Annotated in this window: 23 protein-coding genes and 1 tRNA gene; 6 read left to right on the forward strand and 18 right to left on the reverse strand. The window is 59.4% G+C overall.

What is annotated here, in order from left to right; translation table 11 throughout:
* Nucleotides 1-19 precede the first annotated feature (19 nt).
* The 7 genes from FHT76_RS21250 to FHT76_RS21280 form a co-directional block, all read right to left on the reverse strand.
* Nucleotides 20-844, reverse strand: coding sequence for an alpha/beta fold hydrolase (locus tag FHT76_RS21250; RefSeq protein WP_148187848.1), 825 nt, complete (start codon nt 842-844; stop codon nt 20-22).
* Between the two features lie 249 nt (nt 845-1,093).
* Complete coding sequence (locus FHT76_RS21255) at nt 1,094-1,393, reverse strand: tautomerase family protein (protein ID WP_112977044.1); 300 nt, start codon at nt 1,391-1,393, stop codon at nt 1,094-1,096.
* A 33-nt stretch (nt 1,394-1,426) separates the two neighbouring features.
* Nucleotides 1,427-2,431 (reverse strand): zinc-dependent alcohol dehydrogenase family protein, encoded by a 1,005-nt coding sequence (locus FHT76_RS21260; protein WP_148187823.1) that lies wholly within the window; start codon nt 2,429-2,431, stop codon nt 1,427-1,429.
* 133 nt (nt 2,432-2,564) lie between these two features.
* Nucleotides 2,565-5,417, reverse strand: coding sequence for a helix-turn-helix transcriptional regulator (locus FHT76_RS21265; RefSeq protein WP_259185850.1), 2,853 nt, complete (start codon nt 5,415-5,417; stop codon nt 2,565-2,567).
* Between the two features lie 167 nt (nt 5,418-5,584).
* On the reverse strand, nt 5,585-6,508 hold the full coding sequence (locus tag FHT76_RS21270) for an SDR family NAD(P)-dependent oxidoreductase (RefSeq protein WP_405049510.1): 924 nt from the start codon (nt 6,506-6,508) through the stop codon (nt 5,585-5,587).
* A 440-nt stretch (nt 6,509-6,948) separates the two neighbouring features.
* Nucleotides 6,949-7,155, reverse strand: coding sequence for a hypothetical protein (locus tag FHT76_RS21275; RefSeq protein ID WP_148187820.1), 207 nt, complete (start codon nt 7,153-7,155; stop codon nt 6,949-6,951).
* Between the two features lie 7 nt (nt 7,156-7,162).
* Nucleotides 7,163-7,345, reverse strand: coding sequence for a hypothetical protein (locus tag FHT76_RS21280; RefSeq protein ID WP_259185854.1), 183 nt, complete (start codon nt 7,343-7,345; stop codon nt 7,163-7,165).
* A 225-nt stretch (nt 7,346-7,570) separates the two neighbouring features.
* On the opposite strand from FHT76_RS21280, the gene FHT76_RS21285 reads away from it, so the two are divergent.
* The 4 genes from FHT76_RS21285 (at nt 7,571) to nhaA (ending at nt 10,969) form a co-directional block, all read left to right on the forward strand.
* The gene (locus tag FHT76_RS21285; protein ID WP_259185855.1) at nt 7,571-8,488 is read left to right on the forward strand and encodes a Ku protein; all 918 of its coding nucleotides are present in this window, start codon (nt 7,571-7,573) and stop codon (nt 8,486-8,488) included.
* Between the two features lie 12 nt (nt 8,489-8,500).
* The gene (locus FHT76_RS21290; RefSeq protein WP_259185857.1) at nt 8,501-9,313 is read left to right on the forward strand and encodes a Ku protein; all 813 of its coding nucleotides are present in this window, start codon (nt 8,501-8,503) and stop codon (nt 9,311-9,313) included.
* A 4-nt stretch (nt 9,314-9,317) separates the two neighbouring features.
* Nucleotides 9,318-9,581, forward strand: a complete 264-nt coding sequence (locus tag FHT76_RS21295; RefSeq protein ID WP_259185858.1) for a hypothetical protein — start codon at nt 9,318-9,320, stop codon at nt 9,579-9,581.
* A 206-nt stretch (nt 9,582-9,787) separates the two neighbouring features.
* Complete coding sequence (nhaA, locus tag FHT76_RS21300) at nt 9,788-10,969, forward strand: Na+/H+ antiporter NhaA (RefSeq protein WP_259185861.1); 1,182 nt, start codon at nt 9,788-9,790, stop codon at nt 10,967-10,969.
* A gap of 354 nt (nt 10,970-11,323) precedes the next feature.
* Here nhaA and FHT76_RS21305 read toward each other — a convergent pair whose 3' ends face one another.
* The 5 genes from FHT76_RS21305 to FHT76_RS21325 all read right to left on the reverse strand — a co-directional run bounded on the left by FHT76_RS21305 (nt 11,324) and on the right by FHT76_RS21325 (nt 13,814).
* Nucleotides 11,324-11,551: a hypothetical protein gene (locus tag FHT76_RS21305; RefSeq protein WP_259185862.1), complete on the reverse strand. Its 228-nt coding sequence runs from the start codon at nt 11,549-11,551 to the stop codon at nt 11,324-11,326.
* Nucleotides 11,552-11,721: 170 nt separating this feature from the next.
* A complete protein-coding gene (locus FHT76_RS21310; protein WP_259185863.1) occupies nt 11,722-11,907 on the reverse strand; it encodes a hypothetical protein in 186 nt (61 codons plus the stop codon).
* Entirely contained in the window at nt 11,904-12,323 is a 420-nt protein-coding gene (locus FHT76_RS21315) for a hypothetical protein (protein WP_259185864.1), read from the reverse strand. The genes FHT76_RS21310 and FHT76_RS21315 overlap by 4 nt, the downstream gene beginning before the upstream one ends.
* Nucleotides 12,324-12,334: 11 nt before the next feature.
* Complete coding sequence (locus FHT76_RS21320) at nt 12,335-13,093, reverse strand: helix-turn-helix transcriptional regulator (RefSeq protein ID WP_259185865.1); 759 nt, start codon at nt 13,091-13,093, stop codon at nt 12,335-12,337.
* Between the two features lie 121 nt (nt 13,094-13,214).
* Nucleotides 13,215-13,814 (reverse strand): hypothetical protein, encoded by a 600-nt coding sequence (locus FHT76_RS21325; RefSeq protein ID WP_259185866.1) that lies wholly within the window; start codon nt 13,812-13,814, stop codon nt 13,215-13,217.
* A gap of 235 nt (nt 13,815-14,049) precedes the next feature.
* Here FHT76_RS21325 and FHT76_RS21330 point away from each other — a divergent pair, with 235 nt between their 5' ends.
* Nucleotides 14,050-14,640: a hypothetical protein gene (locus FHT76_RS21330; RefSeq protein WP_259185867.1), complete on the forward strand. Its 591-nt coding sequence runs from the start codon at nt 14,050-14,052 to the stop codon at nt 14,638-14,640.
* A 134-nt stretch (nt 14,641-14,774) separates the two neighbouring features.
* Here the strand turns inward: FHT76_RS21330 and FHT76_RS21335 are convergent, their stop codons facing one another.
* Together FHT76_RS21335 and FHT76_RS21340 are read right to left on the reverse strand one after the other, a co-directional pair.
* Nucleotides 14,775-15,089: a hypothetical protein gene (locus FHT76_RS21335; protein ID WP_259185868.1), complete on the reverse strand. Its 315-nt coding sequence runs from the start codon at nt 15,087-15,089 to the stop codon at nt 14,775-14,777.
* A 421-nt stretch (nt 15,090-15,510) separates the two neighbouring features.
* A complete protein-coding gene (locus FHT76_RS21340; RefSeq protein ID WP_259185870.1) occupies nt 15,511-15,690 on the reverse strand; it encodes a hypothetical protein in 180 nt (59 codons plus the stop codon).
* Nucleotides 15,691-16,006: 316 nt separating this feature from the next.
* Between FHT76_RS21340 and FHT76_RS21345 the strand changes: the two genes are divergently transcribed.
* On the forward strand, nt 16,007-16,513 hold the full coding sequence (locus tag FHT76_RS21345; protein ID WP_259185872.1) for a hypothetical protein: 507 nt from the start codon (nt 16,007-16,009) through the stop codon (nt 16,511-16,513).
* A gap of 333 nt (nt 16,514-16,846) precedes the next feature.
* Here FHT76_RS21345 and FHT76_RS21350 read toward each other — a convergent pair.
* From FHT76_RS21350 to FHT76_RS21365, 4 genes are all read right to left on the reverse strand, one after another.
* Nucleotides 16,847-16,922, reverse strand: a tRNA-Lys gene (locus FHT76_RS21350).
* 124 nt (nt 16,923-17,046) lie between these two features.
* Nucleotides 17,047-17,958 (reverse strand): PhzF family phenazine biosynthesis protein, encoded by a 912-nt coding sequence (locus tag FHT76_RS21355; protein ID WP_183860794.1) that lies wholly within the window; start codon nt 17,956-17,958, stop codon nt 17,047-17,049.
* A 66-nt stretch (nt 17,959-18,024) separates the two neighbouring features.
* A complete protein-coding gene (locus tag FHT76_RS21360) occupies nt 18,025-18,771 on the reverse strand; it encodes an NUDIX hydrolase (RefSeq protein ID WP_183860796.1) in 747 nt (248 codons plus the stop codon).
* Nucleotides 18,768-19,877, reverse strand: coding sequence for an endonuclease/exonuclease/phosphatase family protein (locus FHT76_RS21365; protein WP_259130383.1), 1,110 nt, complete (start codon nt 19,875-19,877; stop codon nt 18,768-18,770). Before FHT76_RS21365 ends, FHT76_RS21360 begins: the two co-directional genes overlap by 4 nt.
* Nucleotides 19,878-19,889: the final 12 nt, after the last annotated feature.

The raw sequence follows: 19,889 nt of genomic DNA on the forward strand, positions 1-19,889 counted from the left end.
CTTGCGGCCCCGCCCTGCGTCAAGCCTTGATGAAGGCCAAGAGATCGGCGTTGATCACGTCGGCGTTCGTCGCGAACATCCCATGCGGGTAGCCATCGTAGACCTTTAGCGTCCCGTTCTTGAGAAGCTTCACCGACAGCTCCGCGGAGTCCGCGATGGGGACCACCTGGTCGTCGCTGCCGTGCATCACGAGCACGGGTACGTCGATGACCTTGAGATCCTCGGTGAAGTCGGTCTCCGAGAAGACCTTGATGCATTCGTAGTGTGCATTCGCGCCGCCCATCATTCCCTGCCGCCACCAGTTGCGGATTGTCCCTTCCGAAATGGTCGCCCCGGGGCGGTTGAAGCCGTAGAACGGCCCGCTTGCGATATCGAGGTAGAGCTGCGCGCGGTTGGCGGCCAACGCCGCCCGGTAGCCGTCGAACACCTCGATCGGCAGCCCGCCCGGGTTCTTGTCGGACTTGACCATGACCGGGGGGATCGCGGCAATCAGAACCGCCTTTGCGACCCTGCCCTTGCCATGTTTGGCCACATACCTGGTGACTTCGCCGCCACCGGTCGAATGGCCGATGTGAATGGCATCTCGAAGGTCGAGCGCCTCCGCGAGGGCCGCGACGTCGGCCGCGTACGTGTCCATGTCGTTGCCACCGGATGTCTGGCTCGAGCGGCCATGACCCCGACGGTCATGCGCGATGACACGAAATCCCTTGCTCAGGAAAAACAGCATCTGGTTGTCCCAGTCGTCGGCACTGAGAGGCCAGCCGTGGTGGAATACGATCGGCTGACCGGAACCCCAGTCCTTGTAGAAAATCTGCGCGCCGTCTTTCGTCGTGATGCTGCTCATGATCTCACTCCCGGTTTCGATGTTTGCATTGGATGGGTTCGAAGCTGCGCTGGCCGCGAGCGCCTTCAGTGGCAGCGCGGCGACTGCCGTGGCGGCGGTCCCTATCAGTACCTCCCGCCTTGTCGCGGCAGGCATCGGAAAACTTTCTCTGGATGTCATAGTCCTGTCCCTTCTTTGGCTGGATGGCTTCGCAGGCGCGGAAGCTTTGCGTCGGCCTCTGGTGTCGCCCCTGTTCAGGTTGCGATAGCGTCAGCCGAGGACGGGCGCGGCCTCGGACCACTCCTTGCGTGTCGTCGGATGGCCGTCGATGGTCTCAACGATGTCCTTCGATTTCGAAAGCGTGGTCATCAAGGACTTCGGCCCCTCGAACGGTCGGCCGCCGATGTGCCAGCCATCCGTGTGCAGTTCCTCAATCAAGACCCAGACGACTTCGCGGAAGGCTTCAGAGCCTTCGAACTTGACCATGACATCGGTCAGCGCCTTGGCCATGGCGTGCTTTTCCTCTGGCGTGAAAACGCCGTCGACCAGCTTCACGTTCACGAATGGCATTGTCTTCTCCTTGGCTCTGGTGACAGGATCCGCTTACTCGGCGACGTCGATGACGATCTTTCCGCTGGCGGTCCGATTTTCGACCTCGGCATAGGCTGCCGAGACAGTCTCGAAGCTGAACCGACGCGGGTCCAGAAGTGGTGTGATTTTTCCGGCTTCGACCAGCCGCTTCGCCTCCCGCAGGATTTCCCCGTGATGAAGTCGGCCTTCGCCGGTCAGCATCGGCAGGAGCGTGAAGACACCCGAGTAGCTTGCAGCGCGGAAGGACAGCGGTCCGAGCGAATGGGTTCCCCATCCGAGACAACTGACGACATGACCGAACCTTCTGACGGCGTTGAACGCCGCGTCTATCCCGGCCCCGCCGACAGTGTCATAGACCACGTCGAAGCCGCGTCCGCCCGTATGATCCTTGACGTATTCCTCGACGGTGGTCTGATGGCGGTCGATCGCCGTCGCGCACAATTCTTCGATCTGCCTGTGCTTCGACGCCTTGTCCACGGCGAAGACCTGAGCTCCGAAGGCGCGTGCGATTTGGATTGCCACATGACCCACACCGCCAGCACCGATTACGAGCACCTTTTGCCGTGCCTGGATTTGAGCGCGATCGACCAGCCCTTCCCAGGCCGTGATGAACACCAGCGGCAGTGCAGCGGCCTCGCGCATGGTGAGGTTGGTCGGCTTGGGCGCCAGCAGATCGGCATCGACAGAAACCAGGGTCGCCAGTGAGCCTTGCAGGCCGCCAACGCCCCCGGTCAACCCGAAGACCTCGTCCTGCGGTCTGAAGGACGTAACGCCCGGGCCGACTGCTTCGACGACTCCGGCCAGATCCATTCCGAGTACTGCGGGCAACGGATGGCGGGCGTGCGGGGCCTGTCCACTCTTGATCTTGAGGTCGAGCGGGTTGACGCTGCTCGCCTTGACGCGGACAAGAACCTCTCCCGCCGCAGGAGCCGGACACGTCATGCGGGAACGGACAAAGTCAGAGTTCGTCTCGGTGAGGACGAGTGCATCCATGTCGGTAGGCGTATTGTTCGTCATCGGTCTGCCCTTCATGCGCTGCCGACTATCCGGCGATGGGCACAAGATGGCAGAGCACCACTGTCACGAGCCAGTGAATCGCGGTGAATTCTTGTGTGACGGTCAAGCGCGGTCGCTGACCGTCAACTCCGGATCAGGAAAGTTCGGCCAGAAACGCCTTCGCTACGCGGAGATCTGCGGTATCGAGACCTTCACTGAAACGTCCATACACGGTGGCGAGCAGCTCGCGTGCTCCAGCTCGGTCGCCGCGCCCCGCGACCGATTGAGAAAGGCTCATCGCCGATCTCAATTCCAAGGAAAGTGCGTCCTGCTGCCGAGCCAGTTCCAGCGAATGGAGATAGCACTGCTCCGCTTCGTCGCCCTGTTCGCATTGAGCAAGGATCTCACCTTTCAAACGATAGAGCTCTGTGATGTACCATAGCTCGCCCTTATCCTCGCTAGCGGCAATGGCTGCCTCCACCAGGGACTTTGCTTCCGCGTGCTTGCGGAGAGACGCGAGACCCTCGGCCAGAAAGCACACAAATCTCACGTTGTAGAGGTTGAAGAGCTTGACCTGCCGCAGTTCCTCCAACCCGTTGCTGAGGAGCGGCACTCCCCTTTCCGGAAGGCCCCGCTGGATCAGCAGGGCCGCTTTCCAACAACGGCCGAATACCTCCCACGGACCGAGGCCGTTCAGTCTGGCCAGATCGAGCAGCTCCGTTACAGCGGAATCGGCCGCTTCAAGGTCCCCGACATGAACCAGGATTGGACATGACCATCGGGCCAACGCTTCGCACAGCGAAATGGCGTGGCCGGAGCTGCGTGCCGCCTCCCGAGCGGCATCGGCTGCGCGCACGGCCTGATCCGGAAAGCCCTGCATCCACAGGAGTTGAGCGGGCTGTATTCGGGCCGATACGGACTGACCAAATTTGAACCGGACAAACCCGCCAGGGGGAAGCTCGGTCGAGACGTCGTGCTCCAGCATGCGATCCGCGTGGCGACGCGCGCCCCGGAGATCTCCCATGCAGAAGAGCGTCATGCTCAGCATTCGGTCGCCGATGAACCTGTCGAGGCTGCTGCGAGCGAGGCTGACAAAGCGGTCTGCATTCTCCCGCGATGCCCGGTATTCGCCCATACCCACCTGCGCGATCCACAATCCCCACAGGGCTTCCGCCTGCGCGTCGGCGTCGCCCAGCTCTTCGGCAATCTCCAGTGCCTTTGCGAACGCCGCGGGAGCCTGTGGTGCGAACCCGACCTTGAAGGCCTGCGAGAGACCGAGCGCTCTATAAAGCTGCATGACCTGACGGGCGCGCCCATCCCGCTTTTCCCCTGGGTCGATCGCGTTCAACGCGCGGTGAACGCACGTCAGGCACTCGTCGACCAGCGACAGTTGATACCAGAGCGGAATGGCTGAAACAGTTACCGCAACCCCCAGCTCGGAGTCGCCGTTGTCGGAGAACGCCCAGTCGAGGACGTAGCGGACGTCGTTGATCTGCGACCCGTACTTGAGCAGCCATTCCTGGCTTGAGAGGGTTTCCACCTCCTCCACCGAATGCCCAAGGGTCTCGCACAAATATCTCGCCAGGCGCTCGACGACGAGGCTAGCCTCCCCTGCTTCGTGCAACTTGCTTGAAGCGAAGGCTCGCGTCGTATCGAGCAATCGGTATCGTGCCGCCTTGCCGCGCGTATCAGCAGTTAAGAGAGACTTCGCCACAAGTTGCGCAAGTTGCCCCGGCACATCGCGCTCGTTTGCTTGTGCATCGAAAGCAACAGCTTCCGCTGCCTCGCGCCCGAATTCACCAGCGAACACGGAAAGGCCCCGCAGTACTGCCTGCTCCTCGCGCGAAAGTGCACCGTAGCTCCAGTCGATCATGGCAGCCAGCGTCTGGTGACGTGGAAGCGCGGTGCGCCTGCCACCCGTAAGAAGTCGTAAACGGTCGTTCAAAAGCTCCGCTATTCCTCGAGTGCCGAACGCCTCCACCCGACCGGCAGCCAGCTCGATTGCCAAGGCGATTCCGTCGAGCTGGCGGCATATGTGGGTGACGATCGGAGCTTCGTCGTCATCGAACGTGAACTCACCTCCGGACGAAGTTGCGCGGTCCACAAAAAGCCGGATGGCGGGAAACCTCAACGCATCGACCGCTGTTAGGCCCGAGCCAAGCGGGGGCATATCGAGGGCGGGAAGCCTGTAGACGCTCTCCCCCTCTACCCGCAATGCCTCTCGGCTGGTAGCTAGAATGCCGACACCCGGAGCCTCCCGGAGCAGAATCTCCGCCAGTGCTGCAGCGGCGTCGAGAACGAGCTCGCAACTGTCGAACACCAGAAGCATCCGCTTGTCGCGCAGGTGCGCGGTCAGCAGGGACACGGTGTCGCCCGTAATCTCCGGGAGCCGAAGTTCTGACGCCAGGACGGACGGAAGCGACGAAGGATCCCTGAGCGGGGCCAGATCCAGAAAGCACACGCCATGCTCATACGACGAATATAGCTCTTCGGCCACACGGATGCCGACCGTTGTCTTTCCGATGCCGCCGGGACCGACAATAGACACGAGACGAGACCTTTGAGCCCGTCCTGCAAGGATTTCGATCGCCTCCTCTCGTCCGATCGGTCGCGTCAGTTGCCTCGGAAGATTATTCGACGCTGCATCCGCGGCAGCCCCGTTCGTGAGTTCCGAGCGGGAAAGTGGCGCGATGAACCGATAGCCCCGCGAAGGAACGGCGGCGATATAGCTTGCAGCGGCTTGATCCTCGCCAAGCGCCTTGCGAAGCACCGCGATCTGCGCCCTGAGGTTTGATTCCTCGACGATCGAATTGGGCCAGGCGCGCGCAATCAGTTCGTCTTTCGTCACGAGCTCGCCAGGCCGCTCGGTCAGCGCGATGAGAATGTCCAGTGCTCGAGACCCGATTGCGATCGTCTCCTGGCCTTTGACAAGGAGGTGTCGGGCCGGATAAAGCCGGAATTCGCCGAAGAATGTCACCACATCCGACGCGGCGGATGCGCTAGGCAATGCGTGTCGTTCCATCCTGACGTAACCTGCCAACGGGAATGCGGCGTATCATAGCCGATCCTGCCGGGTCGGAGAATGACGCTCAATATACGATCCCGGCTCGATAATGTATGGGATCAGTATGTGCCGTGCCGTCGTCGCAAGGCACCGTTAGAGAACACTCTGCGTCAAGCTAATGCAATGTCCAAACCCGTCAAAATCGCGCTCATTTGCCACAAACTTTCGGCCTTCTCTGCGTCGATCGCATAAGGGCGCACTCCATAGGGCCTTTCGGTCTCGACAGAAGCAACATCGCAGTTCTCGCAGTAGATGCCACCTAGCGAATTCAGTGTCGGGGAAGTTGCGCACCAGACCGTTGTAGCCGCCCCCTGCCCGGGTGTTTTCTTGTCCGCGGCCGGGTCTATCACGGGAGTCCCGTCCGGCTCGAGCGCCCCGACAGCGTCGAACTCGGATTGAGATAGATGCCGGATTCCTGGTGTGACGATCAGCCCGGGATGGACAGAAAATGCACGGACTCCATTTGCTCGGCCGCGCCTGTCAAGCGCCACCGCGAAAAGAGCGTTGGCAGTCTTCGATTGAGCGTAGGCGATCCACTTGTCATAGGGACGTCGAACGAAATCAAAATCCTCGAAATCAACGTCGGATATCTGATGTGCCCGGGATGACAGGACGGCCACTCGCGATGTCCGGGCTGCCAGCAATGCTGGCCACAGCAGCGCAGTGAGCTGATAGTGTCCCAGGAAGTTGATCGAGAAATGGCCCTCATGGCCACGCATATCACGGAAAAGCGGCTGAGCCATTATGCCAGCGTTGAGAACGAGAATGTCGATCCGACCATGACGGTCGAGGAAAGTGTTCGCGAAAGCTTTAACTGATGTCTCGTCCGCAAGATCAATGGGCCACACATCGACCTTGTCGATTCCTCTCAGAGCCGCGCGGGCAGCGACAGGGTCGAGAGCGGCAACATGTACGCTTGCCCCGGATAATGCGAGCGCGCGGACCGTCTCAAGCCCGAGACCCGACGAACCGCCAGTCACTACCGCAACACGCCCCGTCAGGTCCGCGTCGCGCGCTACCTCCATAGCCGACATAGCAGGACCGAACCCGGTCAGCAGTGGTTTCTGAAATACGCTCAATATGCCTCCAAGAGTAGGAACGCCGGCCAATTTCCTTACTCAAGGTTCATACATTCTTTCCTGTCTGCTGTCGCTGCAGCTCCCGCCTGCGAAGATCGGTGGGTGATGCTCCGGGAGACAGTCTTCGTATCGCTCTCGACCATTGAGGCGAATGCGGCCTGATAGATGAACGAGCACGAGCTGCTGTTCATGATGTGCATCCGGGCAATAAAAAAGGCCGGGGCGAAATCGCACCGACCTTCCTGATCATCGTCCTATCACCAGTGCCAGTACATCCGTGGTCAAAAGCTATGAACGATGCGGCATCGCGAGCGGCGAAATCATCTCAGCGCTCGTCAGCGATGCCGATGAAGAGGTTTTATCTGACGAATGTGTTCGCAACATGGTCGGTGCGGCTATGCACCAGGCCAGTCGTTCGCAGGCTCTTCGATCGCTCCTGGATCTTCGGCCGGATCAGGATCCTGCTCATAGGCCAACTTCATGTTCCCAAGCTCACGCAGCATGATCTCGATGACCTCGGGAGCCTTGCCGCCGCTGACTACGAAGCGGTCAACGAACTGCTCGAGCTGCAGCCTGATTTCGCCGGAGCGTTCCTCTCCCATGGCCGCCTCAGTGCTTCGAGTGATGGTCGCCGCGGTCGCCTTCGCCCGGCTTCGCGTCATGCTTCGCCTTGTGGCGCTTGTCTGCCGACAACGAGCGGCCGACGTCGACACTCTCTTTGAACTGGCCTTTTTCATCTCGGCGTACGTAACGCTTGTCTGTTCCAGTATCGATGAGCTCTCGCTTGGACATGCATGCCTCCTTCGGTTGGTACTGGACGGAAGAACGCATGAGATTCCAAAAAGATGCCTGCCTGCGGAAAACGTCACGCGGAGCGAGGTGGTCCGCGCTGACCGCGTGTCCGGAATCGATTTCCGAAGAAGATTCTCTAAGTCATTGAAAAATGATTCGTTTCGAGTCGGAACGAATCACCCGCGCAGGCCTTGAGTCGCCATCTAGTGATTCGGAGTAGGCGTCATGGCGAGTGGGCATCGAGCGCAGTGGAAAGGCTTTCTGAAGTTCGGCGAGGTGAGCTGCGGCGTCGCGCTCTACACGGCCGCGAGCACATCGGAACGCCTCACGTTCAATACGATCAACAAGACGACTGGCAACCGCGTCAACCGCGTCTTCATCGACGGCGAAACCGAGGATCCCGTCCCTAAGGAGATGCAGACCAAGGGTTTCGAGATCGAAAATGGCCAGTACATCATCATCGATCCGGAGGAGATCGCCGCTGCAGTTCCGGAAAGCAACAAGACGCTGGAGATAGAGGCCTTCATCCCCTGCTCCGAAGTCGACGACGTCTATTTCGACAAGCCCTACTACCTGACCCCCGACAAGATGGGCGGCGATGCGTTCATCGCCCTTCGCGACGGCATGAAGAAGTCCAAGGTCGCGGCCATCGCTCGAACGGTGCTTTTCCGCCGGATGCGGACTGTTCTCATCCGTCCGCATGGGAAGGGACTGATCGCGACGACCCTGAACTTCGACTACGAGGTGCGATCCTCGAACAAGGCCTTCGAGGAGATGCCAAAGCTGAAGATCGAGGGAGAGATGCTCGATCTTGCAAAGCACATCATCAGCACGAAGAAGGGCGAGTTCGATCCGGCAACCTTCGATGACCGCTACGAAGCCGCTCTCGCCGAGTTGGTGAAGGCAAAGATCGAAGGCAAGTCACTGCCGAAGCCGAAGAAGGTCGAGGTCTCGAAGCCGAACGATCTGCTTGCTGCGCTGAGGGAGAGCGCCGGACTGCTCAAGGCAGGAGCCGCGGAGGATACCAAACCCAAACGCACCGCCGCCAATGCCAACAAAGGCAGTGGTCGGCAGCGCGCCGCACGCGGAGTGGCCTCGAAGGCCGCCTCCTCCGGAGCCGCTCCGCGTCGTAAGGCTGGTTGAGGAGGATAGTCCATGGCACCGCGCTACTACTGGAAAGGCTACCTGAAGCTGTCCCTGGTCACGTGCCCCGTGGCCATGACCCCAGCGACATCGGAATCGGAGAAGGTCCGCTTCCATACGCTGAACAAGGAGACCGGGAACCGTGTCGTCTCCCAGTACATCGACAGCGTCACCGGAAAGCCCGTGAAGGACGAGAACGAGGCCAAAGGCTATGCCCGCGGCGAGAATGACTACGTGATCCTCACAGACGATGATCTCGACCGAGTGGCGCTCGACACGGTGAAGACCATCGACATCGAAAAGTTCGTGACGGCCGACAGCATCGAGTGGGTGTACCTGGAGAAGCCGCACTATCTGATGCCGGACGACCCCGTCGGTAACGAAGCCTTCGCCGTGATCAGAGACGCGATGAAGTCGGACGGTGTCGTCGGCGTGTCGAAGCTCGTCATGGGTCGCCGCGAGCGCGCGGTGGTCCTTGAACCCCGTGACGACGGAATCGTCTTGTGGTCGCTTCGCTTCGGCGACGAGGTCCGGCCGGAGGAGAGCTACTTCGAGGACATCGAGGACGAAGCCGATCCCGACATAATTCCGCTGGTTCAGAAGCTCATCAAACAGAAGTCCGCGCACTGGTCGCCGGACATGGTCAGCGATCCGATCCAGACGAGCCTGCTCAAACTCATCGAGGAGAAAAAGAAGGCGTTGAAGCCAAGGAAGGCGGCAAAGGGTGGGAAGGCGGAGCCTCCACCGAGGAACAATGTCGTCAATATCATGGATGCTCTTAGGAAGAGCGTTGAAGCCGATCTCAAAGGTCGGAAGGCAGGATGATGCGATGCATTTGACGGAAACCAAGGTAGCTCAAGAGGAGCAAGGCTGGCGCGTCGACTTCGTCGGTGACGACGGCGATGCAGTGACTGTACGCGTCGCCGACGGCGCCTATGTCGACAAAGCGACCGCAGTGCAACGGGCGAGAGCGATCATGGTCCAGCTCACCGCCTTCCGTACGCGCGGTGGCGGCCGGAGCATCAATTCCTATGACGCGGCCAGCAACGGCAATTTCGATGGTTCTGAAACGGAGTTAGATACCAGACACTGACAGCCACGCACGATTCGCCCTAGATCATAGCGTGTTTGTGCTTCTGAAGCGCCGAGCTGACTTTCGACACCCTGATAGTCGATTTCGCTGGAAGCTGACGTCCTCCTGCCCTATCTTTGATCGCGATGGCGTGTGCTGCGTGCGCCACGGGATTGCCCGAAATCGACGGAGACTACGATCAACCCTCCACAAGGGAGCGCTGACCCATGTCGCCGCCTATCTCCGCTGGCCGTATCCGGTCCACCCTCCGCCACTTCCTCGACAACGAGGCTTCCGGCGGTCTCGTACTCATGGCCGTCGCGCTCGCAGCCATCGTGGTGGCCAATTCTCCCCTCGCCGAAGGGTATTTCCACGCTCTTCATGTGTACGTCGGCCCGCTGAGCCTTCAGCATTGGATAAACGACGCGCTGATGGCGCTCTTCTTCTTGTTGGTGGGCCTTGAGATCAAGCGCGAGATGCTGGATGGGCAGCTATCGTCCTGGAGCCGCAGGATCCTGCCTGGCGCCGCGGCGCTGGGAGGCATGGTATTTCCGGCCTTGTTCTACGTTGGGTTCAACTGGGAGAACCCGGCTGCCCTTCGCGGGTGGGCGATCCCTACCGCGACCGATATCGCTTTCGCTCTCGGAGTGATCTCGCTCTTCGGCTCTCGCGTGCCAGCTTCGCTGAAGATCTTCCTTGCCGCACTCGCCATTATCGATGACCTCGGTGCCGTTGTGGTGATCGCGCTCTTCTACACCAGTGACCTCAATCTCATCGCGCTGGCCGGGGCGGCCATTGTCCTCGCCACCCTTTACGGCATGAACAGATCGAAGGTCATGGCGCTGTGGCCCTACCTCGTTCTCGGTGCCGCCCTATGGCTTCTGGTCTTCCTTTCGGGCATCCACGCGACCCTGGCTGGCGTCCTTCTCGCGCTGACAATCCCGCTCAAGCTGACGCCTGGAACACCGGAAGCCACGCACCAGGAATCTCCGCTTCATCATCTTGAGCACCTGCTGCACAAGCCAGTCGCCTTCGTCGTCGTCCCGATCTTCGGCTTTTCGAACGCAGGCGTTTCCTTCGCCGGAGCGTCTATCTCCATCTTTTGGGAGCCTCTGACGATGGGAGTGGCGTCAGGCCTTCTACTCGGCAAGCTCGTCGGAGTGCTCGGCACGGTCGCCCTTCTGGTTAAGCTCGGCTTTGCCGACATTCCTGCGAAAGCCAGTTGGGGTCAGATGACGGGGGTCGCGGCGCTTTGCGGGATCGGCTTTACGATGAGCCTCTTCATTGGGCTTCTCGCGTTCGACGACCCAACGGTTCAGGACCATGTGAAGATGGGAATCCTGCTTGGTTCTGTGGCCTCCGGCATCATCGGTGCAATCATCCTTGGAACCTTCAGGAGGCGTGCCTGACGAACCGGGACCATGATGCCTGGGGATGCGGTCCGCGTTCCCCACAAAAGAGGCGACACGAATAAAGCTTTTTTGCCATCTTCGTCGGAGTCGCGACCCCGCGTGAACTTGAGAGAAAGGCAGCCCATTGTCTCATAAAGAACTGCGCTTAGAAGATCCGGAAGTTTCCTCGACATAGCGCTCGTAGCGTGACTGTTTCGGCTGCGCTGCTGCTGCCGCTCCTTCAGCCATATTCACCCCCGCGTCATATCTCGTAAATTGTGTTGAGATGACACTGCACGCCGACGTTTCGCAACTGCTGGCCTCGAATCTTTCAGCAATCCAAGCTGCACTCGTGACATCGACCAGGAGACATTAGCTGATCAAGGGGCAAGCTTGGCTCGAACCAAACTCGACCAGTTCTTTTCTGCCGATGGAGGCCGAGATCGACGGCCTGGAGGCTGACATCGGTTTGGTGAAGACGGACGTCGCCGAGATCAAAAGCCAGCGCAGGCGTTGCAGTTGCTCGCCGATCAGCACGTCCGGGAGCGGGAAAGGATTCACGATGCACTTTCGAAGCTGCCTGATGATCGCGTGCGGCACGAGCTGTCACGCTGGGTTGGCCACGACGGCTGACTGGTGCGCGTCACACAGGCCAATCTGTCCAACGACGGCGGACATCGAAACGATGTCGTCGGGGACTGAGCGGCAGCTCCTCGAGCATAATCGTACTGGGCAGCAGGCATGCGGTTGGAAGCCGTAAGAGGCCGGGATCACTCCCCGTCCTCTTCCCTCTTCATTTTTTCTTCGATCCTTCGCAGGCGCTTCCTAAAGCGGTCGCCCGGATATTTGTACTCCGGCTCCTCGAATTCCGGCTCGTCCTGGAGAAGGCCTTGCTCTCGGAGCCGAGCCTGGGCGAGCTTGGGGACAAAATGGCTCTTTCGCGGTCTCTCAGTCACGAGAACATCTCCCGCTGTCCCGCGTTCTCACGTGCCTCGATCTCGCTGATGGAGCCTTCGCGATGCCAACCTGGACCCGCCTGTCGCTCTATGGCGACCTCAGTGACGAGACAATCCCGCTCGCGATCCCAGCTATGCTTAACCCAGCGAAGGCCGTTGAGGATGTCAAGCGCAGCCCCGTTTGCCTCCGCGTCCTCCTTGGCTTCGATGTCCCTGACTCTCTCCATCTCGGCGTCATCGACCGATTGGATCGAATAGATGATCGCGTGACGGTCCACGTCATGCACCGGACGAGTTGAGCCTACGGACCATGCCTTGACGACCGCCGACCAGTGATTGTAGCTGTCTTCGACCCACGAGATTCCACAGGCTTGGAACAGCTTATTGGCCGTCGCCGCGACGGTTGCGTCTCTCATCACGCGCGCCATCAGAAATCCTCCAGATTTGCCATAGCCTTCGCAACTGCGCTTTCCCAAGGCTGAATCTCGTCACCGCGCTCGATATAGTCGACAGCGGCCTCTAGGCGCTCGACCTGTGACGTCGTGACTTGCGTCAGCCAGGGCCGATACTCCGTCGATAGCGTCCATAGCGAATAGCGGCAGCAGTCGGCGAGCTCGCAGAGCACGGCATCGGCGTCGTCGCGGCCAAGCAATTTGAACTGACCTCGAAGCTGCCAAACTCCGACCCGCCATCTGCTCCGCAGGGCTGCGGCCGCATCGAGAGGCGGCACTGATACAGACGGATGGATCGCCCAAGTCACCTGCACATGACCGCCGATCTTGTCAGCGACCTCGCGCATGTAGAGCGGATGAGGATGCCGTCCGCACACAAGTCCGATGTCGTCGTGTGCCGTGTAAACTGGCATCAGATGCGCTCGCTCCTCGCCGCCGATTTCGCACCGATACGGCCACGCGGCGGCTGTCCAGTAAGAATCGATCGCGAGATCGCGGATGCGGTCGAGTGTTGCCGCTGGAATCGTGCGGTGCGCGGCTGTGCCATATCCGCGGCCGTATGCTGTCAGTGTCGTCGGTGAGAGGCCGATAGCGACTGCCGCCTGTTCGTGGCTAATCCCGTGCGATTCAATGACGGCCATGACATCCCGGTAGTGCGTCGTGATCTCGCCGATCGTGAGGTGATAGGTCGGTTGCGGGGCAGTCGGCAGCTCGACGTCGATTTGTAGGTCCATAGGATTCTCCCTTTTGATTTTTGTGTTCCCTGTGGTGGTGTTTAGATTTTTGGCTACCGCGACCCCCGGATGGAGGTTTCGGCTCCGACCAAGGAGCCAAGGGAGCTACGGCTCCCGTTCGTCAGGCGGCGGCGGTGGATCGCTTGTAGATCTCAAGCAGATCGCGGGGATCGTAGGGGATGTCCCGGAACTCTCCATGCGTCCGCGTGATGTAGACCGTGCCGTTGAGGATGTTCTCCTCTTCGTACTCTCCGGCGATGCTTAGGAAAGGCACGATGAAGCCGATCATCGTGTAGGCCGTGGCCGACTTCAGCGACACGAAGGACCTGTCCTCGATGATCCCGGTCTTGTTCTCGTTGATCCAGTAGACTTGGTACCTGTCGATCAGCGGCGCGTAGTCCCCCTCGAAGAAGCGGAGCATCATCGTCTTCGCCGCGAAAGAGCCGGCGATCACACTGCCTTGGTCTGCGAAGTCAACGTCGATCCTTGTTGTGTATCCGTTGCCGCGGAGCCATTCCTTCATGTCCTCCCTGACGGCGACAGCGTCGTCCTCGTCGAGATCATGGCGAAGGTTGGTGTCGCTGAAGCCGACGAGACCCACGGAGACCTCGATTACTCCATCGGATGGGATGCTCGTCGTCGTGACCTCGATCCATTCCACGTTGCCGTGGCGGTCGATCAGGACGATATCGTCGTTCAGCGTGTCGAAGTGGTAGTTCATTGTCTTGCTCCTCGCCATCGGCGGCTCAATTGCCGTGTGCCGATGTACAAATGCTGTATCCGTCGGCTGATACATGCAAGACCAATAATCGAAAAAATTCATTGTCAACAATTGCTTAGACTAACGATTGTCGGATTCTTGTGCCATCGTCCACGGATTTATCCATGATATTTTCGGCCACTTGTCGATTTCAGCCGCCGGCGGAATCCTGGGTCATCTGACAAAGGAGGGCGAAATGGAAAAGAGAAAAAAATCGATGTGGAGCGTTCTGAATCCTCTGGAATGGATCAACGCCGCCTTCCAGCTCCTCGCAGCCATCTTTGGGCCGCTACTTCGCTGGCTCGGCATGCTCGCGCCGCCGTCGACGGAAGGATTCGAAAATCTCACAACAGCCGATGTCGATGATGCCGCTGAGCTGGCGCGGAAACAGGAAGCCGCCGTCGATGCGATCACCCGGGAGATGTCGCCTGCCGAGGTGGTCCGCGCGTACGCCAAGGCCGACGCCGCCGGCCGCGCGGAGATGAATCTTTCCGTGCTCGATGCTGCCGGACAGGATTGGCTCCTGCGGCTATCGGAAGAAGACCTCGAGAAGCTTGGGATGTCGACCACATCGGCGTGCGCGCGGAGCCTGGAAGCGAGGAAAGTGCTGCCGACCTACGCAAAGGCGAAGCCGGAAACAGAAGCGCCCGAGATCCTGTCGACCCCGAGCGCGGAAGAGATTGAAGAAATGAAACGGGAATTTGTAGCGGCGAGGTACCGCGAGCTATTCCATGCGCCCGGAGTTCCCAACCCGGATCCGCGTTTCATTCCCGCGACCGTTTATTGACATCTTGAGGCCGCTCTTTGCAGGGCGGCTTTCGATTTCGAAGCGGCGCAACGCCTCGTACAGTTCAGGAAGCTCATGGATGAGGTCGCCGAACTGCGACACCAGGCCTTCGTCTGACATGTCGTGGACAATGCTCATGCTGTACCTCGGTGACGGTCGATGAATGCTTGCCGCTGCTGGAGAGCGACACGGAGACGACGCACCTCGGCTTCCAACGATGCGACATGGCGCACCGCACGCATCGCAACGCGGCCGAGATCGTCAGCTCGGCCTCGGGCCTCGGCAAGTTCACATGCATACTGATAGGCAGCCCGACGCTCCATGCGCTCTTCGGCAGCCTGGCGACCTGCCGCGTGCGCGTCGGCGAGCGATCCTACGATGCCTGCAGTGAGGAGACCAAGTTCGAGGCCGGCACGGCCTGCAGGATCCCTAGAGTCGAAAATCGTCATGCCCATACGCGATACCTCCTGATGAACTACGACGATATCGGTACAGGGACCCGGAGCCGCTGTGAGCCCCAAATCTGCCGGCAGAGTAAATGGATTACGATCGGCATCATGGACTGATCCATGATGTTATCTCGGCAGCTTTCGCAACGACGTCGAGTTGCTCTTCCGCTCTTTACATACTGTACACCGGAGACACCGTTCTACGCAGGCCAGGACAGCCGTGATACCCAGAACGCGACGAATGTCACGGGGCTCGACCTGTCCATATCGACGGCAGCGCGGACACCAGCCAACGATGACATACCATTCCGGCAGGCAGTCGAGCATCTCGCACATCGACAGCGGCTCGCTTCGGCGGCTACCTTCGCCCACCGTGTAGCCGACCTTGTCCGCCCCAGCGGGTCGATGCTGCGACGGTGCTTCATCCGAGCCGCTCGTACAGAGGCCTCCATCCGCGGCCGATCCCCTTCGACATCAGATTGCTAGCGATCCAGATCTGGTGCCTGAGAAAATCGGCGTCGGCGAGCAGACTCCGGATTGCGACGAGCGGATCCCCACCTGCCGCGTTGAGTACCGAGACGGCGAGATCGATCTCATTCATCGACCGGGTGTCAGTTTTCTGCGCCGGGGATATCGAGGGCGAGCTGCTGTGACATGGGAAGCCTGCTAGAATGTTATTCGCGTCAACGAATTTGCTCCTATCTTGTTCTCATTCTACTGGATTCAAGCGAAGTGTTGCGCACGGTCATGGGGTGATGCAGGATCCCGGCAACGGTAGGGGTATGTCACACATGCAAAGTTCTGACGGAAAGATCCGAAGGTTTACGAATCTCGCTGCTGCGATCCACATTCTCCAAAAGCGAGAGATCACGCTACTTCCTCCGGACTCCTGGGATGATCGGAATGATCGCCATTTTATGGACGTCTACAAGAAAAAGAAAAAGCTCAAGACGCTCACCGCGATCTGCCTCTCAAAGGCACCAGAGACCTATCACCACTGGCGCGTGTTCTCGCCCAACGCCGACGGTGTCTGTCTCCTTTTGGATCCAGTGAAGTTACTGAAGGCATTCGATGGACAGCAGGGTGTTCGCCATCGCGCCGTCAACTATGAGGAGATCGAGCAGTTGCCACATCTTAAGCCGCCGATCGACGACCTCCCGTTCATCAAGCGATACCCATATGAGCCGGAAAGCGAGTACCGGATCCTCTATGAGGATGCCGACCGGAAAGCCGAGTTCCGAAGCTTTCCTCTGCTTCCAGGCACGATCGAAGCGGTGATCCTAAGCCCGTGGATGCCGAGCGCGCTCGTCGGCTCCGTCAGGGGACTTTTAAAGAAGATTGATGGCGCAGCCCGGATCCCGATGTACGCCAGCACGCTTATCTCGAACCAAGCCTGGCAGAAGGTGGCAGATAGGGCGCAGTAGAAGTCTCGAATATTGCAGGGCAACAAGGCAGGCTGACAGAGACGGCAGCATGCTCTAATCAGGCCAGAGACGTCGCTGTTGTGTCGGTCGACGGTTGGTCCGAATCAGCCCCGCGTTCATAAGTTCCTCCGTTTTGTACTGAGGCGCGGCGAGCTACATCTATACGTTGTCTGCCGAGATTCAAGTTATCCACAAGTCTGTTGACTTGGAACGAAAATAGAACGGAAAACAGATACTTACCTCGCGTGATCTAATCGTGACCTAGCGGGGCGTCCGTGTTCTACATGATGATAGAATAATTCAGCGTAACCTATTGATCCCATTAGAGAAAAATGGTGGGTGATGTAGGGCTCGAACCTACGACCCGCTGATTAAGAGTCAGCTGCTCTACCAACTGAGCTAATCACCCGTAACCGCCGTGTTGCGCGGTGTGAGGGGGCGTATAAACATGATCGTTTGGCTTGTCTAGCGCCTGCCTGAAATTTCTTTGGTTAAATGCGAAGATTTTTGCGCATGGCTGAAATGCAATGAAATCAAAGGTCCAGTGTTCCGCTCGCCATCCGCACTGCCTGCCCGCCAATCCGGGCATTCGAGATTGCCCCGCCTTCGACATCCATGTGCAGGTGAATAAAGGACGGCCGACCCATTTCTACACCCTGCTCAATCGTCAGATCGTGGTGGCCATCCGTCTGGCGGTCAAAATGGTGGATAGCGCCGGAAAGCGCCGCGGCCGCCGACCCCGTGGCCGGATCTTCGACAATCCCCATGCCGCTCGCAAACATCCGCGCGTGGAACTTCGCGATATGGTTCACACCGCCGCGACAATAAACATAGGCCGAGGCGAGCGCCCCATCGACAAAAGGAACGGTCGCTTCCCAAAGCTGTGGGTCGAAATCCATGCGTTGCGCAGCACCAAGGTCGTGCACGGGTACCATCAGGAACGGTACACCGGCGCTCCACAACGACGGAACGTGATTTTCAAAGCCGATTTCCGTGGTGTTCAGCGACAGAGCATTGGCAATTCCGAGCTTGTCGAGGGGCATGGTGATCTGCTGCGATTTCCGCGGCAGATCGAATTCGGCAAAACTCGCCTCGCCTTCTCGCAGTCGAACCGCGCACCGTACGGGCCCGACATTTTCCTCCAGCACCGAAACGAGATCGATAGTTGCGTTGCGATGCGCTTGCTCGGCGAGAGCGATGGCCGTTCCGACGGTCGGGTGTCCGGCAAAAGGCAGCTCGCGACCGGGGGTAAAGATACGGATTCGCGCCGTGTAGGCGGGGTTACCCGAAGCCTGCACAAAGACTGTCTCTGAAAGGTTCATTTCCTTCGCTATCGCCTGCATGGCGTCGTCGCTCAGGTCATCCCCATCAAAGATGACGGCGAGCGGGTTTCCGGCGAGTTTGCGGTCGGTAAACACGTCGTAGACACTGTAGCTTCGCGCCACATGGGCCTCCCTGGTCTCGGTCCTCGTTTCGCCAACCTGCCCGACCGGACGACCGAGCGCAAGGCGTTAAGAGCGGGGCTTCTCTCCAAAGTACCAATCGATGACGGGAAGCATCGCGATATTGTAGGGGTGCGCTTTCGGGTCAGCGGAAAGGATCGCAACCGCGCCGGCAATTTCCTTGTCGTCGGCAACCAACATGTGTGCGTGGATCTTCGCAATCATTTGATCGGCAGTCAGGTCGAAGCGGAAGAGACGCAGCACCGTCACCGTACGCCTGACATGGCTCGCATAGTAGTGATCGCCAGCGTCGGCATCGGAAAGATCAAGCCCGGTCTCTTCGAACACCTCGCGACGCATGTTGCCATCCACGTCGCAGCGGTTTCCGGAGATGTCTTCAGGTTCCAGCGAACCGGCGGCAAAATATACCTGACCCGGATTGGCCGTATGGTTTCCCATGCGGATTGCCACCAAGGCGCCGTCGGAGGTCTCAAGAACCGGATAGGCGAACAGATGGATGCCGCCCTGCCGATCCGGCTGTCGGCGCCACCACATGAATGTCGAGAATGGGATGACGTGGCCCTCGGCCGCCAGGCCACTTTCGGTGAGCGCCAGCCGTTTTTGGAAGACCATGCGGCCATCGAAGAGCGCCGGGTTGGCCGCAGTTTCTCGTTCCCAGTTCTCGCGGATCGCCTCGCGCTCAGCGACATAGAAGGGATGGTCTCCGGCGAGGACGCGAAGGTCCAGCCCAGCAATCGGAAATACCGTCTGCTCCGGCGGCCAGCCGGCAAAATCCTCAGAAAAATGCAGGTTCATATCAAATCCAATGTCATGACAACGGGGCAATGGTCAGAGGCCTTCGGCCGGTCCCAGCCGGTGCGGGGATAACGCTCGATCTCCTGGCCAGGTGGGAAGACGGTGCGATAGGGCTGCCCGTGCCGAACGATTTCCGGCAAGCGACCAGCATTCGTTCTGGCGAGGGCCGCCGAGATCCAGATGTAGTCGAGCTGACACAGCCACTGCTCTTGAGGTCCGCGGGCATGGTAGAGCGTCCAGCGATCGAGCGGATCACGGCGACGGACGACGTTCTCGGCAAAACCATCGTGACTGAAGACGTCGAGTGCACTGATGTTCTCGTCCTGATGCTCGAAGCGGTATCCCGTGCGGCGACGCCCGATGACGTCGACGCGCTCCTGATAATCGTTCATGTCACCACATATAACGAAGCGCTTGTCATCGGTATGAGCGTTGAAACGGTCCTCGATGATACGGCGCACGGCGAGTGCTTCGGCCCGGCGCACCGGCATGGTACCGAGCCTGCTATCGACGCCGTTCGTGCGGGGGCCGTCCATCGACTTGAAGTGAACCACGTAGAGTGACAGCGGAACACCGCCGATCTCGAGGTCGAGTTCCAGGCAGTCGCGCTTGAAGATCTTGTCGTCGATGCGGTTGGTCAGCGCCAGCTGGTCGTTGAAAAGTTCAAGATCGCGATAGGTGAGCATCGCGTGGCTCTTGATCTGCTTGAGTTCGATCTTCTGCCCTTCGCGCGTCTCTTCCCGCATGAGCACCGCGACGTCGATCCCGCGGCTGTCATTGCCCTCGACGAGATATTTTTGCCGATAGCCGTTGCCGACCATCCTGAAGAGATAGCCGTATTCGAAAGCTTGCAGCGCCTCCATGTTGTCGACTTCCTGCAGGCAGAGAATGTCGGCGTCGGCGTCTGCAATCGCCAGCGCCGTCATCTGTCGGGTATCGTCTGTGGAAGCGATTACCCGCGCCTGCTCGAGCTGCTGATAGACGCCCTCGCTGCGCACTTCGAAAAGTTTGATGACCCGGTCCTGGCGCAGTTGGTTGCGAAAGCCGGTAAAGTCGAAACGCGTCATGAGGTTTTCAACGTTGAAGGTAGCAATGCGAAGCGACATCGAACATTTCCA

This window comes from Rhizobium sp. BK176, from assembly GCF_024808055.1.

What these genes read in the sequence shown, in the direction of transcription:
- FHT76_RS21295 (WP_259185858.1), top strand. Translation starts at nt 9,318, where the DNA reads ATGCATTTGACGGAAACCAAGGTAGCTCAAGAGGAGCAAGGCTGGCGC.
- FHT76_RS21290 (WP_259185857.1), top strand. Translation starts at nt 8,501, where the DNA reads ATGGCACCGCGCTACTACTGGAAAGGCTACCTGAAGCTGTCCCTGGTC.
- FHT76_RS21325 (WP_259185866.1), bottom strand. Translation starts at nt 13,814, where the DNA reads ATGAACTACCACTTCGACACGCTGAACGACGATATCGTCCTGATCGAC.
- FHT76_RS21255 (WP_112977044.1), bottom strand. Translation starts at nt 1,393, where the DNA reads ATGCCATTCGTGAACGTGAAGCTGGTCGACGGCGTTTTCACGCCAGAG.
- FHT76_RS21270 (WP_405049510.1), bottom strand. Translation starts at nt 6,508, where the DNA reads ATGTCGGCTATGGAGGTAGCGCGCGACGCGGACCTGACGGGGCGTGTT.
- FHT76_RS21250 (WP_148187848.1), bottom strand. Translation starts at nt 844, where the DNA reads ATGAGCAGCATCACGACGAAAGACGGCGCGCAGATTTTCTACAAGGAC.
- nhaA (WP_259185861.1), top strand. Translation starts at nt 9,788, where the DNA reads ATGTCGCCGCCTATCTCCGCTGGCCGTATCCGGTCCACCCTCCGCCAC.
- FHT76_RS21275 (WP_148187820.1), bottom strand. Translation starts at nt 7,155, where the DNA reads ATGGGAGAGGAACGCTCCGGCGAAATCAGGCTGCAGCTCGAGCAGTTC.
- FHT76_RS21360 (WP_183860796.1), bottom strand. Translation starts at nt 18,771, where the DNA reads ATGAACCTGCATTTTTCTGAGGATTTTGCCGGCTGGCCGCCGGAGCAG.
- FHT76_RS21365 (WP_259130383.1), bottom strand. Translation starts at nt 19,877, where the DNA reads ATGTCGCTTCGCATTGCTACCTTCAACGTTGAAAACCTCATGACGCGT.
- FHT76_RS21335 (WP_259185868.1), bottom strand. Translation starts at nt 15,089, where the DNA reads ATGACGATTTTCGACTCTAGGGATCCTGCAGGCCGTGCCGGCCTCGAA.
- FHT76_RS21280 (WP_259185854.1), bottom strand. Translation starts at nt 7,345, where the DNA reads ATGTCCAAGCGAGAGCTCATCGATACTGGAACAGACAAGCGTTACGTA.
- FHT76_RS21340 (WP_259185870.1), bottom strand. Translation starts at nt 15,690, where the DNA reads ATGAATGAGATCGATCTCGCCGTCTCGGTACTCAACGCGGCAGGTGGG.
- FHT76_RS21285 (WP_259185855.1), top strand. Translation starts at nt 7,571, where the DNA reads ATGGCGAGTGGGCATCGAGCGCAGTGGAAAGGCTTTCTGAAGTTCGGC.
- FHT76_RS21330 (WP_259185867.1), top strand. Translation starts at nt 14,050, where the DNA reads ATGGAAAAGAGAAAAAAATCGATGTGGAGCGTTCTGAATCCTCTGGAA.
- FHT76_RS21320 (WP_259185865.1), bottom strand. Translation starts at nt 13,093, where the DNA reads ATGGACCTACAAATCGACGTCGAGCTGCCGACTGCCCCGCAACCGACC.
- FHT76_RS21345 (WP_259185872.1), top strand. Translation starts at nt 16,007, where the DNA reads ATGGACGTCTACAAGAAAAAGAAAAAGCTCAAGACGCTCACCGCGATC.
- FHT76_RS21260 (WP_148187823.1), bottom strand. Translation starts at nt 2,431, where the DNA reads ATGACGAACAATACGCCTACCGACATGGATGCACTCGTCCTCACCGAG.
- FHT76_RS21315 (WP_259185864.1), bottom strand. Translation starts at nt 12,323, where the DNA reads ATGAGAGACGCAACCGTCGCGGCGACGGCCAATAAGCTGTTCCAAGCC.